Below are 16,354 nucleotides of genomic sequence, written 5' to 3'. Positions count from 1 at the left end.
CCTTCCGGCCCACCCCCCCACAGCTCCGGAGCCGAGATGAAGAACATCCGACTGGCATGTCTCGCCCTGAGCCTCGCGCTCGGCGCCACCGCGGGGGCCGAGCCGTCCGGGAGCGGACCGGTGTGCGAGGCATCCCCCGCGTCGCAGAGCCTCCAGAAGGTGGGCGAGGAGGTGGTGCGCCGCCTCGAGTCACCGCACCCGTACGCGGCGGTGGAGCGGCACGCCATCACCGGGGCGCTCCACACCGGTACGCTCACCCATCCCGGGGCCTCGTACATCGCCCCGCACTTCGCCACGCTGGCGCTCGAGGAGGGGGACTACGTCCTCGTCCGTTCGCCGGACGGCACGCGCTCCTGGCGCTACGACAACACGCACCCGGGAGCACGGGATGGCTTCTGGGGCATTCCCATTCCCGGAGACACCGCCATCATCGAGCTGCACAGCCCGGTGGTGGAGCGCCGGGGAGTGCTCAACCAGTACGGCTACCGCATCGACAAGTACGCGCGCGGCTACACCGCGCAGGAGTTGGGCACGAACGGCGCCCAGGCCGAGGCCCTGTGCGGCGCGGACGATTCCGGCCAGGCGCGGTGCTACGAGAGCAGCGAGCCGCGGATCTACCAGCACAGCCGGGCAGTGGCGCGCCTGCTCATCAACGGCTCCAGCGCCTGCACCGGCTGGCTCGTGGGCAACCAGGGCCACCTGCTGACGAACAACCACTGCATCGCCACGGACACGGACGCGCGCAACACCAGCTACGAGTTCATGGCCGAGGGCGCCACCTGCGCCACCAACTGCGGCTCTTGGGGCGCGTGCCCGGGCACGGTGGTGGCCACCAGTGCCACGCTGGTGAAGACGGACGCCCCGCGCGACTACACACTGGTGCGGCTGCCCACCAACCCCACCAGCACCTACGGTTTCCTCCAACTGCGCCCCACCGGGGCCGTGGTGAACGAGCGCATCTACGTTCCCCAGCACCCGGCGGCGTACGGCAAGAAGATCGCCGTCACCTCCAGCGACACGGCGGATGCCTCCGGCTACGCCGAGGTGTACAGCCTCGACGAGCTGGCCTGCCAGAGCGGGGGCCCCAACGACGTGGGGTACCACGCGGACACCCAGGGCGGCTCCTCGGGCTCGCCGGTGATGGGCTACGCGGACCACCAGGTGGTGTCGCTGCATCACTGCGCCCACTGCCCCAACCGCGGCGTGCCCATCCAGGAGATCATCACCCACCTGGGCAGCAGCCTGCCGGCGTGCGCCCTCCGCAGCACCACGTGCCCGGATCCGTGGGGCCCCAGTGGCGAGCCCCCTCCCCCACCGCCGCCCCCGCCTCCGGTCCAGTCCTTCACCTACAGCGCCACCAACACCAACAGCGCCCTGCAGAACACGGTGAACAAGCGCCTCACCTTCAACGCAGGAGACGTGGTGGAGGTGGGCACCTGCAACCTCACGGGCGCCACCGCCACGGGGGACACCTGGCTGCGCCTGTACGATGGCGCGGGCGTCCTGGCGGCCTCGAACGACGACGCCTGCGGCGGCCGCTCGTCGTACTTCAAGTACACGGTGCCCGCGGGCAAGGGCGGCACCTATGAGATCCGCGCCGGTTGCTACTCCAGCGGCAGCTGCGGCGGCACCGTGGTGTGGAAGCTCACCGCCGCTCCCCCGCCGCCCGGCCCCGTCACCGCGTCGTTCACCTACACCGCCAGCAGCACCACCAACGCCACCCGAAACACCACCCACCGCGACGTGACGGCGGCCGCGGGCCAGACGATCACCCTCGGCACCTGCACCCTCGCGGGCGCGTCCGGTAGCGGCGACACGTTCCTGCGGCTCTACACCTCCAGCGGCTCACTGGTGGCCGCCAACGACAACGCGTGCGGCTCGCTCTCGCACCTGCGCTACACCGTCCCCGCGGGCGCGGGCGGCACGTACCAGCTCCGCGCGGGCTGCGCCGGCGAGCGCAGTTGCGGCGGCACGGTGGTCTATACCGTTCAGTAGGGCAGGGCCTCCGGTCCGGGCGCGTTCTCCGCGAACTTGTCCAACAGTTGGACAAGTTCTCACGGACCGCGCCCGGGGTGCCCGCCCCCTCTCCTGTCCGGTACAGGAGAGTCGCGGCCGGTTCCCCGTCACAACGGAGGCGCCATCCTTCATCCTCCTGGGGCGCCTCCGCTTCACGGCGCGACTACCACCCACCCACGCGGGTGGGCACGGGGGAGGTATGAGCGAGACATCGAGCCAGGGCCCCCGGAGCGGGCCACGAGGCCGCCCGGCCGGATTCCTGGTGAGCGTCCTGTTCGCGGCGCTGCTGGGCGGTTGCCCCAAGCCACACATCCACCACTTCACCACCTCGCCTCCGGTGGCCTGCCCCGGCGACGAGGTCACCCTGCGCTGGGAGACGAACGGGCCCGTCCGCCTCGAGTCCTCCCCCGAGGTGGCGAAGCTCGGCAGGAAGGACGACTCCGGACAGCAGACGGTCACCATCAGCGGGCCCACCACCTTCCGCCTGGAGGTCTCCCGCGTCTTCGGGCTGAAGAAGGAGATGACGGAGAGCGAGGTGCTCTCCCCGCCGAAGGACCTCGAGTACGGCATCGTCGACGCCGAGGGCCAGGGCCGCTTCACGTGCTCGGCGCAGACGGGGCTGGAGTCCTCCTTCCAGCTGGATGGCAGCCACATCTCGCCCAACGTGCGCATCGGGCAGATGATGAACATGAACGTGCGCACCCTGGTCATCAGCAAGGGCGAGGCGTCCGAATCGGTAGCCGAGGGCGCGACCGCGCCGGGCTTCGAAGGACAGCCGGCCCAGGGGCTCTGGCGGCTGCGCGTCCCGCTCGACGAGGGCGAGAGCTGCGAGGACGCGCTCGAGTCGGTGGATGGCCGGTTGATCATCAAACTCCAGCTCTCGTGCCCGAGGTGACACCATGGCCGCGCTCGACGAACTCCGGACGATCGTCATCCTGATGCTGGAGAACAGGTCCTTCGATCACATGCTCGGGCACCTGTCGCTGGAGAATCCCCAGTCGGACGTGGACGGGTTGCGCAACCCCGGCACCAACCCGCGCTACGCCAACGTCTTCCAGAACCGCGTCTACCGGCCGTTCCTCATCGGCGACGAGGCGTCGGTCATCCGGGATCCCCCCCACAGCCGCCACCTGGTGAACGTGCAGATGGCGCGGAGCTCCAGCGGCAAGAAGTTCCGCATGTCGGGCTTCGTGGATGCCTATTTCCAGTACACCCAACACCAGGCCGAGCACCCGCCCCCGATGGGGTACTTCGATTCGAACGGCGCCTGGATGACGTCCTTCCTGGCCCGGGAGTACTGCGTGTGCGATCGCTGGTTCACGCCCCTGCCCACGGACACGCAACCCAACCGCTGCATGGCCTTCACGGGGACCACGCTCATCGAGGACACGGGCTCCCGGCTCATTCCGCACCGCGAGCACGTCTTCGACTGGCTGAACCAGCACGGAGTCCGGTGGCGCGTCTACCATGACGGGCCGCCCTTCTTCCTGTTGTTCGGGCGGTTCCACGAGCTGGTGGGGATGAAATACCGCCCCATGGGCGAGCTCGTGCACGACATCCTGCACGAGCCTCCGGATCAGGCGCCGCAGGTCATCTTCCTGGAGCCGCGCTACTTCGACTTCTTCTGGTCGGACGCGCCGCCCAACTGCAACCATCCGCTCGCCCGCGTCGATCATGGCGAGGCGCTGCTGCACCGGGTGTACACGACGCTCACGAGCAACCCGGCGAAGTGGGCCCGGACGCTGTTCATCCACACCTATGACGAGCACGGCGGCTTCTTCGACCATGTGCCGCCGCTGCCCGTCGGCCAGCCCCCCGCACCGGGAGCGCGCTTCACGGAGCCCTTCAGGACGACGGGCCCCCGGGTGCCCGGGCTGCTCGTGTCGCCCTGGGTCCAACCGGGAAGGGCCTTCCACGGCAACCTCGACCACACCTCCATCCTGCAACTGCTCGCCGAGAAGTTCGGCTCGGGCCCGGAGGACTACTCGGCCTCGGTCACCCACCGCAGGGCCCAGGGCATCCGCAGCCTGTCCGAGGCGCTCGCGGATGCACCGGCCCAACGGTCCGTCCCCACCCTGTCGCCACGGCCCGTTCCGCCCATGCCGCTCATGAAGCGGCGGCCCCAGGCGCCCAACGAGCGCGCCTTCCAGGAAGCGGCCCGGGAACTGCTCCAGCACGAGGGGCCCATCGCGACCTCGGCCAAATATCCGGACCTGGTCGGCGCCCCCCTGGAGCCTTGAAGCCGGCCCCGGCGGCTACTCGAAGCTGAGCGTCGAGCCGCCGCTGAGGTCCTCCTGGAGCACCGTGGGCCGGCCGATGATGCGCACCTCGCCTCCACCGGAGGCCGTCACGCGCAGCGCGTTGGAGACCTCGAGTTCCGTGGAGCCGCCGCCGCTGGAGGCGAGCGTGGCCTCCTGCACAGAGAGCTCGCGTGCCCGCAGCACGGTGCCCCCGGACATCGTGCTCTTCACCTGGAGGGAGCGCCCCTCCATCGTCACGTCCCCTCCTCCGCTCACGTCCAGGGACAGGGATGAGGCGTCGAGGCCCCGCACCTTCACCGTGCCGCCGCCGTGCGCGGTCACGGCGACGGACCTGTCATCGTTGACACCGGTGACACTCCCGCTCACGTCCACCGAGCCCCCGCCCGAACGCGAGAGGACTTGAAGCTTCGGCATCGTCACCTCCACACGCAGGGGGTTGCGCGAGCTCCAGCTCCCCACTTCTTCCGGGTGGAAGAAGACGTGAAGGCCGACCGACTCCGAGATCTCCGTCTGCATCAGCCGCACCAGGTTGTCGTCCCCCACTACGGCGACCTTCCATGGCTGGCTCGGGTCCACCACCACCGTGAGGGCGATGCCGTCATGCACCTCGATCGACGTGAACCCGGACAGCTGCCGCTCCTCCTGAACCAGCTGGCCGCTGCCCCGCACCGGGGGCCCGAGACGACAACCCATGACGGCCACCACCAGCAACGACATGCCTACCCACAGCCCACGAGAAACACGCTTCATCCGCTGACCCCCGGAAGTCCTGGCCGGTGACGCCGGCCGCTGGTGACTGAAACACCGTGGCGGCCAGCGGCTGTCACCGGGCCCGAAACGAATCCCGGACTCCATTGCAACGAGGGCATGACATCGGCTCGGATGGGCAGAACCCGGAGCGCTCCGCGTTGTCGGAGACGCGGTCATTTCCATGGAATGGACATGAAACGATCACGCCGCCGCGGCGTGGTCCAGCGAGCGCCAGGTGCCCAGTGCCCAGTCCTGCTCCTCCGGATCGTCGAAGCTGACCACGCACAAAGCGCGGTGCGTACCGGCCTCGCACAGCGCGGTGAGCCGGCACTCCCCCGGCTCCACGTGCAGCGTGGCCCGTCCACTCACCCGCTCACCCTGATGCTGGAACTCGTACGGCAAGGTTTCCTCGGGGCCGGGCGCAATGCCTTGCACATCATCCTGCAATGGCACGAAGCGCACGCTGCGGCGGTGGTCGCGCGCCACCCAACTCCCATCGGCCAGGCGCTGCTCGGCGAGTGAACCGGGAATGCGAATCTCCCACCCCTCTGGCAACGTCACCTGCACCGCACCCCGCCGGTAGCCGATGAGCGGCCCCACGGGAGCCTCGACCGCGCGGCGCGAGACCTCCTCCGCCAGCGTGCCCCCCACGCCGAGATACCCCAACACCTGCTGCCACTCGCGCCACGGATAGGACAGCTCCGGCGCCTCCCGCCACGCGGACACCAGCAACCGGGCCACCTCGCGGAAGCGGTGGCGCTCCTCCTCAAGCAACGGCGGCCGCCACACCATCTCCGTCCAGATGAGGCTCAACGCCCGGCCCAGCTTCGTCGAGGCGCTCTGGCCCGGCTCCCACCACGGGAAGATGTCCCGGCCACGCATCGGATCCTCGTGCACGGCGCGCAGCCACGCCTCATCGCGCGGGCCCATGGGCGTCAGCAGCGCACCGGGGTGCTCGAAGCCATGTCCGGGCCGCAGCGAGAGCGTCGCCCCCGAATGACCATGTTTCCGGAAGTCCAACACCCGGCCGGCCATGGTCCCCAGCCAGGCGAGCATGCGCGGGGCGATGTCATTCGGATCCCCCGTGTGGAAATACCCCGTGGGGTCTCCCACTCCCGCGACGGTGAGGGCCGGGTCCGCCCAGTCGATGCGAAGCGCATCCCCCAGGGCATGGAGGAGATCGCACAGGTAGCGGTGATAGCCCGGCCCCACCATGGAGGTATTGGCGAGGACGACCACCCGCCCCTGCCCGGCGGCGACGATGGCCACCTCCTCGGCGGCCGGGTGCAGGCTCAGGAACAGGATGGGACCCCGGGGACCCTCCACCGTGCGCGAGCTCTCCAGCATCTCCTCCGCCGCCGCCCGCACCCAACGCTCCACCCGCCGCAGCCAGGGCCAGGGGGCTTCCGGCGCCGAGAAGAGTCCATCGCCTCCGTACCAGCCCGCCAGCAGCAGCTTCACACCCATGTCGTCCTCTCGTATCCCTCGAGCCCGGGCCCCTCTCCACGCAACGGGTGGAGGGTTGGGATTATGTCGCGCGGCCCGGGTGTATCAGGGCGGGGAGCCGGACGTGCGCCCCTTCTCTCAGGCGCTCTGGGCGGTGCGTTCCTTCACCCGCTCCTCGCCTTCACGACCAGCTGATGTCGTAGTCGGCCTCGAGAGGTGCCAGCTGGCGTCCCCGCACCACCAGATCCCGGGCCGTGGACTGCTCCATCGCGGCGTGGAGGACGCCTTCGTTGTACGCCAGCGGCAGGAAGTCCCGGCGCGCCATCAGCCGCGCCTGCTTCTCCCCGAGCCGCTCCACGGAGCGATCGCCGTAGCTCAGCGAGGCCCGGTAGGCGCTGGGGAAGCTCGCGAGCAACCGCTGCGGATCCGTCCCGGCCAGCGCCATCATCGTCTTGCCCACGGTGGAGTGGAGGAAGTCCGCCGTGGCCCGGCGCCCGAGCTGGCGCAGCACCATGGCCCGCCCTTCCGGCTCGGAGTCTCCGAGCAGCTCCGCGGCGGTGAAGATGGTCTTGAGGAAGTCCGCCACCGGGTAGCTGAAGAAGTCGACGTACGTCTTCGCCCCGGCCACCGCGAGGCACTTCGCCCGGACCTCCGCGCCCCCGAGCGCGCGTGCCGCCTCGAACACCCCGTTGAAGAACAGGCCACGGCACGTATCCATGGGCGTGGCCAGGGTCAACAACTGCTCCAGTCCGGGGGCGGTGGGGGAGGACACGATGGGGGGCTCCGGGGGGCGGGCCCTCTATTAGAACGCAAAACCTGTCAGGCCGTACGGATCGCCGCCGCTGACTGCAGCCCCAATTCCACCACCGCCACCTCCCGCATCCGGAATTTCTGGATTTTTCCAGTAACCGTCATTGGGAACTCATCCACGAACTTCCAGTAGCGGGGAATCTTGAAGGTGGAGATGCGGCCGGTGCAGTAGCGGATCAGCTCCTCCTGCGTGACGGTGGCGCCGGGCTTGGGTTTCACCCAGGCCATCACCTCCTCGCCGTACTTCTCGCTGGGCACGCCGATGACCTGGGCCTCGCTGACCGAGGGGTGCGTGTGGAGGAACTCCTCGATCTCCCGCGGGTACACGTTCTCGCCGCCACGAATGATCATGTCCTTGATGCGGCCGACGATCTTCACGTAGCCGTCCCCGTCCATGGTGGCGAGATCACCGGTGTGCATCCAGCCGGCCGCGTCGACGGAGGTGCGGGTGGCCTCGGGGTTGTTCCAGTAGCCGAGCATCACGCTGTAGCCGCGCGTGCACAGCTCGCCGGGCGAGCCCTGGGGCACCACCGCGCCAGTGGCCGCGTCGATGATCTTCACCTCCACGTGCGGGTGCACGCGGCCCACGGTGCCCACTCGCTTGTCCAGCGGATCATCCAGCCCGCTCTGCGTGGACACGGGCGAGGTCTCCGTCATGCCGTAGCAGATGGTGACCTCGCGCATGTTCATGCGCGACTGCACGTTCTTCATCACCTCGATGGGACACGGCGAGCCGGCCATGATGCCGGTGCGCAACGTGGACAGGTCGAACTCGCCGAAGCGCGGGTGGTCCAGCTCGGCGATGAACATGGTGGGCACGCCGTAGAGCGCGGTACAGCGCTCGGCGCCCACCGCCTGCAACACCGCGAGCGGCTCGAACGCCTCGCCCGGAATCACCATGGTGGAGCCGTGGGAGGCACAGGCCAGGTTGCCCATCACCATGCCGAAGCAGTGGTAGAAGGGCACGGGGATGCAGACACGGTCCTCCACCCCGAGCCGCAGCGCCTCGCCCACGAAGAAGCCGTTGTTGAGGACGTTGTGGTGGCTGAGCGTGGCGCCCTTGGGGAAGCCCGTGGTGCCGGACGTGTACTGGATGTTGATGGGGTCATCGAACTGGAGCGTGGCCTCGCGAGCCGTGAGCATGCGCTCGCTCACGCGGGCCCCGTTCTCCAGCAGCAGCTTCCAGTCGTCGTCCAGCACGAGCGAGACGCGCAGCTGGGGGCAGCGCGGGCGCACCTCCTCGAGCATCTTGCGGTAGTCCGTCTGGCGGAAGCCGCGCGAGAGCAGCAGCACGCTGGTGCCGGACTGGTTGAGCGCGTACTCCAATTCCGCCGTCTTGTAGGCGGGGTTGAGGTTCACGAGGATGGCGCCGATGCGGGCCGCGGCGAACTGCGTCACCACCCACTCGAAGCGGTTGGGGGACCAGAGGCCCACGCGGTCCCCCTTCTCCACGCCAAAGGCCAACAGGCCAAGGGCCACCTTCGTCGTCTCGTCCCAGAGCTGACGCCACGTGGCGCGGTAGCCCTGGGAGACGACGACGAGCGCTTCCCGGCCGCCGTACTGCTCGACGGTCCGGCGCAGGTTGTGGCCGATGGTCTCCCCGAGCAGCGGGGTGGTGCTGGTTCCGTGGACGTAGGAAGGAGAGGACATGGCCGATGATGTTCGCGAGTCGGCACGGCCCGCAAGCGTCCGTTCCCTGGTGGATTCACCGCGAACGTTTCGCGCGTCCGTGCTTGCCCGCGCCGCGTCGATCCGGGAGCACGGCACTCTGGAGCCGAGGCACATGAGGGGGCACGAATGGACGCGGTGATGAGCGGAAACGTCCACGCGGAGGTGCTGTGGGCCTGCGGCTACGCGCTCTTCCTCCTGGCCGTGGCCTGGGGACTGGTGGCCACGAGACGGAAGAGCCGCGCCGCGCCCTTCCACCTGGGACTGGCCACGTTCCTGGTGTTGCTGGCCGGACTGCTCGTCGGCGCCTGCGCGGTGCGTCACCCCGAGGGCCTGGAATTGGGGCTGCTCGGAGCGGTGTCCCTCGCGGTGGCATGGCGGGCGCGGCGCACCTGGGTCGAGCGGTGGGCGGACGCCTCGTCCCGCGGGGAGGGATAGGCGGGCGGTCTGCCTCGGACGCCCCCTTGCCGGAGGTGCGAGCCGGTACGACCCTCTGGGCAATCCAATCCCCGAGGAGGCGGCGATGGCGGACAGGCGGCGGTCGGACGTGGAGTGGCAGGGCCGGGGTCAGGACCCGGAGCGCGGCAACCGGCGTGACCACATGGAGCGCGGGCGGGACATGGGCCGCGTGCGCGGTTACAGCGGCGAGGACCGGGGTCCGGGCCGGGGCCGGGACGAGCACCGGGGCCGGAGCCGCTCCGGAAGAGGCGGCGGCGGAGACATGAGGGGAAGCGGCTTCGCCGGCGAAGAGGTGGGCCGCTACGGCCGGGGCTACGAATACGGCGGTGACGAGGATCGGGGCCGCTTCGACCAGGACAGCCGCGAGGAGTACCACCGCGGAGGGCTGATGCGGGGCGCGCCGGGCGTGCGCCGCGCGGGCGGCCCCGGACAGGAGTTCGGCGAGGGCTTCTGGAGCGAGATGCCGCGCGAGCGGGTGCGGGGAGACTTCGACCGCTACGGCGCGCCTGGCGGCCAGCGCACGCAACCCTACGACACGGACCGCTGGGACCGGGGCCAATACGGGATGGGGGCGGGCAGTGAGCGCGAGGACCAGGACCGTTACGGCTGGGGCCGGGGCTGGAGCCAGGACCAGGGCCGCGACCGGGGCTTCGGCACCCGGGGCTTCGGCAACGAGGACTACCAGCCGCCGCGCGTGCAGTCCTCCTATATCGAGCAGCGCCCGCGCACCGGCTACGCCACCAGCCCCACGCGCGACATGGACCGCGAGATGGGCCACGGCGCGGGCCGCGGCGGCATGCAGGGCGCCTACCCGTACGACGACGAGCTGCCGCGCCGCCAGGGCCGGGGACCGCGCGGCTACCAGCGCTCGGATGACCGCATCCGCGAGGACATCTGCGACCGGCTGATGCAGGCCTGGATGGACGCGGACGACGTCACCGTCCGGGTGGAGAAGGGTGAGGTCACCCTCACTGGCACCGTGAAGAGCCGCGACGAGAAGCGCGCCATCGAGGACCTGGCCGAGGACGTGCTCGGGGTGAAGGAGGTCAACAACGAGATCCGCGTCGCCCGCGAGCAGCAGCGCGAGGACGACTCGAGGCGGGACTCGGGGACGAGGCAGGACCGGACGCTGCACTCGTGAGGGCGGTGCCCCACACATCCGACAGGAGAGGATTCCATATGGCACAGCGAGACAACGACAGCCAAGGCCAGGAGCAACGCTTCCCCGTGCGCGCGCGGCGGATGGAGCGCCCGGTGCAGGATGGCGGAACGCAGCGCGGAGAGCCAGGCCGCCCGGGCTACGGCTCGTCCGGCGCCGAGCGCGGCTACAACCAGGGAGGCCTCGGGGGCATGGGCGCCTACGAGCGCGGCTACCGCCCGGGCAGCTACGACGCGAAGCTGGACCGGATGGAAGGCCGGCAGCGGAGCCCGGTCCGGCCGCCGCGAGGCTACCAGCGCGCGGATGATCGCATCCGCGAGGACGTCTGCGAGCGGCTCATGGAAGGCCCCGTGGACGTGGGCGACGTGGAGGTCACCGTCAGCAATGGCGAGGTGACGCTGATGGGCACGGTGGAGGAGCGCTGGCAGAAGCGCGCCATCGAGGACATCGCCTGCAACGTGCGAGGGGTGCACGACGTCCACAACCGGGTGCGCGTGAAGCCCATGCAGGACAGGCCCATGTCCCAGGACGCCTCGCGGCCGCGTGATGAGCAGCCGCAAGGGAACCGGGACGATCAGCCGTACATGGGCAGCTGAGAACGCGTAGCACCCGGGAGGGTGTGTGGGGACCGCGGCCTCAGGCCAGGCCCTCCACGCCCTCCTCGCCTTCCATGTCCTGCTGGTCCCGGGGGATGTCCACCAGCGCGCCGAGCGGGTAGATGATGAGGTGGCGCTGGGGCTCGCTGCCGTGGCTCACCGTCTCCAGGTGGTAGCGCGAGACGAGCCGGTGCTGCAACTTGCGCAGCCGGGGCGGCCTCGGGGCCAGGGGGACCACCACCGCCTCGCTCAGTACGCGCTGGATGGCATGCTCGGCCTCCATCACCGCCTCGCGCACCTGGTCCTCGTCCACGCCCTCGGCGATGAGGAAGACGTCGCGCAGCACCCGCCTCATTTCCGACGAGCTGTTGCGCTTGATGGCCAACACGCGCGCGCCCGTCTTCTCCGCGATCTTCCGCAGCTTCGGATCATTGGCGCGCGAGCGCAGCGTGAGGATGACGTCCGCGTTCTCCAGGCGTCCCACCACCCGCGCGTCCGGGCCCAGGTCCCGGAGCACCCGCTCGAGCAAGTCGCGGCTGGCCGCGTGGGCATAGATACGCGTGGTGCCCTGGCGCAGGCCGGGCTGGGCGCCAGCGCCGCGGCGCGGAGCCGCCCGTGATGCCGCGGGAACGAGAGGCTCCGAGGAACGGACCGGCAAGGGAGCCACCGCCTGGGGCTCTTCCTTCACCTCCACCTGCCCCTCGACGAGCTGACGCCGCTCGCCCCCCACGTCCTCCCCCGCCAGCAGCCGGTCCACCGACTGGGCGGTGTCGCGGTGCACCAGCACCTCGTCGCGGCTCACCATCTCCACCACCACATCGAAAGTAGGCGGCGCGCGGCGCTCGTTGATCGTCTTCTGCGTGTGGCGCCGCCGCGCCTCCTCGTCGCTGAGCGTGACGGTGTGCACGCCGCCCACGAGGTCCGACAGCGTGGGGTTGAGCACCAGGTTCTCCAGCGTATTGCCGTGGGCGGTGGCCACGAGCTGCACACCGCGCTCGGCGATGGTGCGTGCCGCGGAGGCCTCGGCCGAGGTGCCGATTTCATCGACGATGATGGCCTCTGGCATGTGGTTCTCCACCGCCTCGATCATCACGTCGTGCTGGCGGTCCGGCCGAGATACCTGCATGCGGCGCGCGCCACCGATGCCCGGGTGGGGGATGTCTCCGTCGCCACCAATCTCGTTGGAGGTGTCCACCACCATGACGCGCTTGCCCAGGTCATCGGCGAGCACGCGGGCCACCTCGCGCAGCTTGGTCGTCTTGCCCACGCCGGGCCGGCCGAGCAGCAGGATGTTCAGGCCCGAGGCGATGAGATCCTTGAGCATGTCGATGGTGCCGAAGATGGCGCGGCCCACGCGCAGGGTGAGGCCCACCACCTTGCCCTGCCGGTTGCGGATGGCGGAGACACGGTGGAGGGTGCGCTCGATTCCGGCGCGGTTGTCCTCGCTGACCGTGCCCACCTGCGAGAGCACATGCGCCAGATCCTCGCGGGTGATGGGGGACTCGGACAGACGCACCACCCGGCCGGTGAGCCGGGCCTCGGGCGGGCGGCCGAGGTCCATCACCACCTCGAGCACCTCCCCAGGAGACAGGTCCCGGACCGCGGCCTTCAGCGGCTCGGGCAGCACACCCATGAGGAGCTGGAAGTCGTCATCGGGAGCGGCAATGGCGTCGCGTGGGCTCATAACGTGTCTAAAGGTGAATCCTTCCGAGTCGGGTTGCACGTGGTCTCGCGGCCGGGGGGCAACGGAGCACCCGATGCTAGCGAGCATTCAGGGGCCCCGCCGCACTCTCGTGACTGGGTACGCACCCGAAGCCTGCATAGCTCAGGACCAGGGGCATGACTGGAGGCCATACCCGTCCCCAGCCCCGTCCCCCGAGGAGCGAGCCCATGACCCAGGACGACAAGGACATCATCACCCCCACGACCGAGAACCACCCCGACAAGCGCAAGGGCCAGATGAGCATCCGCGAAGCCGCCGCGATGGAGATGCCCCAGCAGCAGCACACGCACATGGAAACGGGCATCCGGGGGGTCCCGGTTCACGGTTTCGGCAATGGAACGGAGACGGTGAAGCGCCATACCGGCATGGGCGTGGACACGGGCATGGCGATGAACGTGGGGACGGCCATGGACACGTCCCAGGCGAGCGCCGGTGAGTCGGTGACGAAGATCATCGATCAGGTCTTCGAGCTTCCCTTCCACGCCCAGCTCAGCGTGATGCGGATGATCGCGTCCCGGGTGCTCGGCGCGATGGACGCGAGGGACCGGGAGGGCTTCCTGAACGGCCTGCGCATGGAGGTGGAGCACGCCGGGGAGGACACGGGCGTGGAGAGCTCCGAGGCCCGGACGACGAACATGCCGGACACCCCGGACATCCAGGGCACGTGAGTGCACCTCGGCGCGGCTTCGCCCGTACTCCATCGACCCTATACGTCCTCGACCGCCGCGCCCCCCTCCACCACCGTGGCGCCGGCCTCCTTCGTCAGGCGCACCGGCTCCGCGCGCGAGCGCCTGGCAATGGCCTGAGCCAGGGGCTCCGCGTGTGTCGTCACCCAGACCTGGCTGTGCATGGAGGCGTCCACGATGAGCCGGCCCAGGGGCTCGAGCAGGTCCGGGTGCAGACTTGTCTCTGGCTCGTTGAGAGCGAGGAAAGCGGGAGGCCTCGGGCTCAGCAGCGCGGCCAGCAGGCACAGGTAGCGCAGCGTCCCGTCCGACAGCTCGCGCGCCGCCAGCGGGCGCAGCAGCCCGGGCTGGTGGAGGAAGAGGCTGAAACGGCCCTGGGGTGCCTGGATCTCCAACCGCGAGCCCGGGAAGGCATCCTCGAGGGCGCGCTCCAGGCCTTCCGCGTCACCAATCTCGATGATGGTCTGCAGCGCGGCGGCCAGGTCCCTGCCGTCATGCGCCAGCACGGGCGTACGCACGCCCACCTGGGGCGAGCGCTGGGGTGCCTCCGGGTCGGTGCGGAAGTGGTGATAGAAGCGCCACATGCGCAGCGCGCGCTGCAACTCGGCGAGGCGCGGGAAGCGGTGCGGTTCGGAGAGCTGCGCCATCACCGATTCGCCGGCCCACAACTGCATGGGGAAGGTGGTGCGGTTGCCCTCCGAGTCGCGCAGGAAGGCGGTGCGATCCTTGCGCTCCATCAACACGGCGCGGCGTTTCGCCTCCACGGTCCACAGGTGCTCTTCCTTCACCTCGGGGTCCAGGTTGAAGAGGCTCGGGGATTCGCGGTCCTTGCCCGCGGCGGGCGGCACGGGGCCGAGGCTGAGCTCGTAGGCGAGATCATCCAGGGTGACACCCACGGTCATGCGCACGGGCTTCTTGTCGCGCGAGCCGGCCCACAGCACGCTGGGCACACCGCCCTCCTCCGCGAGCGTCTGGGCGAGCCGTCCATCGGCCGCGGCGGCCAGCAGGTAGAGCGAGCGGTAGAGGTTGGTCTTCCCGCTGCCGTTGGGCCCCACGATGACGGTGAGCGGCCCCACGGGGAGCACGAGCTGGCGCACCGAGCGGTACCCGGAGACCTCGAGCTGAGTGATGGGCATGGCGGCGTAACCTACGACGGCCCGCTGCACACTGTCGCCCCGGGCCTGTGTGCACCGTTGCACAGCCGTTACACACCGCGCCCTGCCCTTCCCTCTGGATGACGCATGGCGCCACGGTTGGCGCGCACGGTGCATTGGACCCTCACCCCGGAGGGTCCGAACTCATGAACGCAACGATGTCGACGAAGTGGGATGTGCGGGTACTGGCCGTGGCGGGCGCGGGGATGATGGGGCTCGCGGGCGTGTTCCTCTGGCGCGACTTGCAGGTAGCCCACGAGCTGCTGCTCGCGGTGGCCGCGGTGCTCGCCGCCTCGCTGGCCCTCGCCGAGGTGCCCCGCCATCGTCCGCTCGCCGGTCCCATCGCCCTGCTCCTCACCGGCCTCTGCGGTGGCCTCTGGTACGCGGCCACGAAGTCCGGACTGCTGCTCGCGGGCCTGGGCCTCACCGTCCTCGCCTCGGCCGTCACCGTGGCGCGCACCTGGCGCCGCACCGAGGCGCGCGAGGACAAGGTGCAGGCCTGCCTCCTCTGGTACGGGCTGACGGCCGCGGTGATCGCCGCCTCGTGGGCCTTCTACTTCCACTTCTTCACCCTGGGCTTCGCCGCGGATGACCTCGCCCGCCGGCTGGTGCTCACCCTCGGCTGGCTCGCCGCGGGCGTGGGCCTCGTGGTGTACGGCCGCCTGCGCGGCGAGAGCGTCATCCGCGACGCGGGCTTCGCCTTCATCGCCGTGGCCCTCGGCAAGGCGCTCGCCTACGACACCACGCACCTGAGCGGCACGCTGCGCGTCGCCTGCTTCGCCGGCGCGGGCGCGCTGATGCTCGGCGGCGCGTGGCTGTCCTCCCCCCGCACGGCCCGGAGCGCGTGAACATGCACCCCCTCGCCGCACTCGTGATGATGCTCGCCGCGGGCACACCCGGAGGCCGCTGCTTCGTCCCCTCGGACCAGACGGCGGGGTGGAAGCGCGTGGTGCTGCCCGAGCAGGCCCCGGCGCTCGCCGCCCCGGCGGACGTGGACTGGTTCCGCTCCGGCGAGCCCGCGCTCCTCTTCGAGCAGGACGCCTCCGCGTACACCGGCGCGGACTCGGAGCGCCCGGGCCGCATGGCCTACTCCTTCCGGGTGCCTCGCGACGGACGCCGGCTGGAGCTCGGCTTCCTCGGGGACCTGCGCGGCGCGAAGGTGGACGCCGTGGCGTACGCGGGGGGCCGCTCCTTCCCGCTGCTCGACGAGAAGCGGCTCGCGGGGACCCAACTGGCGCTGGACTGGACGATGGAGGGAGTTGAGCAGGTGGTGGTATCCGTGCACCACCACTTGCGCGAGAAGCCGGTCGTGCGCACGTGGCGCGTGGGCCGCCTGCTGAAGCCCACGGAGGACCCGGCCATGCCCGAGTCCTTCCGCGCGCCGCGCTCGCTCTACTTCCTCCACCCGGGAGGCCGCAGGCTGGAGCTGTGCGACGCACCGGGGCGCACGCCGCGGCTTTCCCGCTGGCCCGAGAGCGCCAACGCCTCCGAGGTAACACTCCACCGGCCGTGAAGACTCACGCGCCCTGAGAAGTACCGCTCCCAGATTCCGAGAGCGGGCGAGCCACACACACGCGGTGTCGCGTAGCTCGCCCGCCTGCTCCCTGGCGTGCATGTGTGCCGTGCACG

The 16,354-nt window shown here is 70.3% G+C and carries 15 protein-coding genes; 9 read left to right on the top strand and 6 right to left on the bottom strand.

The window, feature by feature from the left end:
- Nucleotides 1–36: 36 nt before the first annotated feature.
- The 3 genes from BO221_RS41980 to BO221_RS41970 all read left to right on the top strand — a co-directional run bounded on the left by BO221_RS41980 (nucleotide 37) and on the right by BO221_RS41970 (nucleotide 4,256).
- Nucleotides 37–1,995 carry a serine protease gene (locus tag BO221_RS41980; RefSeq protein WP_073566534.1) on the top strand — a complete coding sequence of 653 codons (1,959 nt, stop codon included), beginning with the start codon at nucleotides 37–39 and terminating at the stop codon, nucleotides 1,993–1,995.
- Nucleotides 1,996–2,215: 220 nt separating this feature from the next.
- Nucleotides 2,216–2,911, top strand: a complete 696-nt coding sequence (locus tag BO221_RS41975; RefSeq protein ID WP_143195999.1) for a hypothetical protein — start codon at nucleotides 2,216–2,218, stop codon at nucleotides 2,909–2,911.
- A 4-nt stretch (nucleotides 2,912–2,915) separates the two neighbouring features.
- Entirely contained in the window at nucleotides 2,916–4,256 is a 1,341-nt protein-coding gene (locus BO221_RS41970) for an alkaline phosphatase family protein (protein WP_073566532.1), read from the top strand.
- A gap of 15 nt (nucleotides 4,257–4,271) precedes the next feature.
- On the opposite strand, the gene BO221_RS41965 is transcribed toward BO221_RS41970, so the two are convergent.
- The 4 genes from BO221_RS41965 to BO221_RS41950 form a co-directional block, all read right to left on the bottom strand.
- Entirely contained in the window at nucleotides 4,272–5,027 is a 756-nt protein-coding gene (locus BO221_RS41965) for a head GIN domain-containing protein (RefSeq protein WP_073566531.1), read from the bottom strand.
- Nucleotides 5,028–5,228: 201 nt separating this feature from the next.
- Nucleotides 5,229–6,494 (bottom strand): hypothetical protein, encoded by a 1,266-nt coding sequence (locus BO221_RS41960; RefSeq protein WP_073566530.1) that lies wholly within the window; start codon nucleotides 6,492–6,494, stop codon nucleotides 5,229–5,231.
- 160 nt (nucleotides 6,495–6,654) lie between these two features.
- The gene (locus BO221_RS41955; protein ID WP_083682277.1) at nucleotides 6,655–7,245 is read right to left on the bottom strand and encodes a DUF2378 family protein; all 591 of its coding nucleotides are present in this window, start codon (nucleotides 7,243–7,245) and stop codon (nucleotides 6,655–6,657) included.
- 47 nt (nucleotides 7,246–7,292) lie between these two features.
- Nucleotides 7,293–8,933, bottom strand: a complete 1,641-nt coding sequence (locus BO221_RS41950) for an AMP-binding protein (RefSeq protein ID WP_073566528.1) — start codon at nucleotides 8,931–8,933, stop codon at nucleotides 7,293–7,295.
- Nucleotides 8,934–9,080: 147 nt separating this feature from the next.
- Here BO221_RS41950 and BO221_RS41945 point away from each other — a divergent pair, with 147 nt between their 5' ends.
- The 3 genes from BO221_RS41945 to BO221_RS41935 all read left to right on the top strand — a co-directional run bounded on the left by BO221_RS41945 (nucleotide 9,081) and on the right by BO221_RS41935 (nucleotide 11,165).
- Nucleotides 9,081–9,389, top strand: coding sequence for a hypothetical protein (locus BO221_RS41945; RefSeq protein ID WP_073566527.1), 309 nt, complete (start codon nucleotides 9,081–9,083; stop codon nucleotides 9,387–9,389).
- A gap of 85 nt (nucleotides 9,390–9,474) precedes the next feature.
- The gene (locus BO221_RS41940) at nucleotides 9,475–10,551 is read left to right on the top strand and encodes a BON domain-containing protein (protein WP_073566526.1); all 1,077 of its coding nucleotides are present in this window, start codon (nucleotides 9,475–9,477) and stop codon (nucleotides 10,549–10,551) included.
- 38 nt (nucleotides 10,552–10,589) lie between these two features.
- A complete protein-coding gene (locus BO221_RS41935; RefSeq protein WP_073566525.1) occupies nucleotides 10,590–11,165 on the top strand; it encodes a BON domain-containing protein in 576 nt (191 codons plus the stop codon).
- A gap of 40 nt (nucleotides 11,166–11,205) precedes the next feature.
- Here the strand turns inward: BO221_RS41935 and BO221_RS41930 are convergent, their stop codons facing one another.
- Nucleotides 11,206–12,849: a R3H domain-containing nucleic acid-binding protein gene (locus tag BO221_RS41930; protein ID WP_073566524.1), complete on the bottom strand. Its 1,644-nt coding sequence runs from the start codon at nucleotides 12,847–12,849 to the stop codon at nucleotides 11,206–11,208.
- 206 nt (nucleotides 12,850–13,055) lie between these two features.
- On the opposite strand from BO221_RS41930, the gene BO221_RS41925 reads away from it, so the two are divergent.
- Complete coding sequence (locus tag BO221_RS41925; RefSeq protein WP_073566523.1) at nucleotides 13,056–13,556, top strand: hypothetical protein; 501 nt, start codon at nucleotides 13,056–13,058, stop codon at nucleotides 13,554–13,556.
- Nucleotides 13,557–13,594: 38 nt separating this feature from the next.
- On the opposite strand, the gene BO221_RS41920 is transcribed toward BO221_RS41925, so the two are convergent.
- On the bottom strand, nucleotides 13,595–14,707 hold the full coding sequence (locus BO221_RS41920) for an AAA family ATPase (RefSeq protein WP_073566522.1): 1,113 nt from the start codon (nucleotides 14,705–14,707) through the stop codon (nucleotides 13,595–13,597).
- Nucleotides 14,708–14,871: 164 nt separating this feature from the next.
- Between BO221_RS41920 and BO221_RS41915 the strand changes: the two genes are divergently transcribed.
- Both BO221_RS41915 and BO221_RS41910 read left to right on the top strand, forming a co-directional pair.
- A complete protein-coding gene (locus BO221_RS41915; protein WP_158080007.1) occupies nucleotides 14,872–15,573 on the top strand; it encodes a DUF2339 domain-containing protein in 702 nt (233 codons plus the stop codon).
- Between the two features lie 2 nt (nucleotides 15,574–15,575).
- Nucleotides 15,576–16,238, top strand: a complete 663-nt coding sequence (locus BO221_RS41910; RefSeq protein WP_073566520.1) for a hypothetical protein — start codon at nucleotides 15,576–15,578, stop codon at nucleotides 16,236–16,238.
- Nucleotides 16,239–16,354: the final 116 nt, after the last annotated feature.

This window comes from Archangium sp. Cb G35 (assembly GCF_001896145.1).
Lineage (GTDB): Bacteria > Myxococcota > Myxococcia > Myxococcales > Myxococcaceae > Archangium > Archangium violaceum.
The sequence above is the reverse complement of the archived record's forward strand: the minus strand, read 5'-3'. Positions and strand labels throughout refer to the sequence as shown.

Coding starts and splice junctions, on each gene's coding strand:
- BO221_RS41940 (WP_073566526.1), top strand. CDS start 9,475: ATGGCGGACAGGCGGCGGTCGGACGTGGAGTGGCAGGGCCGGGGTCAG.
- BO221_RS41965 (WP_073566531.1), bottom strand. CDS start 5,027: ATGAAGCGTGTTTCTCGTGGGCTGTGGGTAGGCATGTCGTTGCTGGTG.
- BO221_RS41920 (WP_073566522.1), bottom strand. CDS start 14,707: ATGCCCATCACTCAGCTCGAGGTCTCCGGGTACCGCTCGGTGCGCCAG.
- BO221_RS41915 (WP_158080007.1), top strand. CDS start 14,872: ATGAACGCAACGATGTCGACGAAGTGGGATGTGCGGGTACTGGCCGTG.
- BO221_RS41930 (WP_073566524.1), bottom strand. CDS start 12,849: ATGAGCCCACGCGACGCCATTGCCGCTCCCGATGACGACTTCCAGCTC.
- BO221_RS41935 (WP_073566525.1), top strand. CDS start 10,590: ATGGCACAGCGAGACAACGACAGCCAAGGCCAGGAGCAACGCTTCCCC.
- BO221_RS41910 (WP_073566520.1), top strand. CDS start 15,576: ATGCACCCCCTCGCCGCACTCGTGATGATGCTCGCCGCGGGCACACCC.
- BO221_RS41945 (WP_073566527.1), top strand. CDS start 9,081: ATGGACGCGGTGATGAGCGGAAACGTCCACGCGGAGGTGCTGTGGGCC.
- BO221_RS41960 (WP_073566530.1), bottom strand. CDS start 6,494: ATGGGTGTGAAGCTGCTGCTGGCGGGCTGGTACGGAGGCGATGGACTC.
- BO221_RS41925 (WP_073566523.1), top strand. CDS start 13,056: ATGACCCAGGACGACAAGGACATCATCACCCCCACGACCGAGAACCAC.
- BO221_RS41970 (WP_073566532.1), top strand. CDS start 2,916: ATGGCCGCGCTCGACGAACTCCGGACGATCGTCATCCTGATGCTGGAG.
- BO221_RS41950 (WP_073566528.1), bottom strand. CDS start 8,933: ATGTCCTCTCCTTCCTACGTCCACGGAACCAGCACCACCCCGCTGCTC.
- BO221_RS41975 (WP_143195999.1), top strand. CDS start 2,216: ATGAGCGAGACATCGAGCCAGGGCCCCCGGAGCGGGCCACGAGGCCGC.
- BO221_RS41980 (WP_073566534.1), top strand. CDS start 37: ATGAAGAACATCCGACTGGCATGTCTCGCCCTGAGCCTCGCGCTCGGC.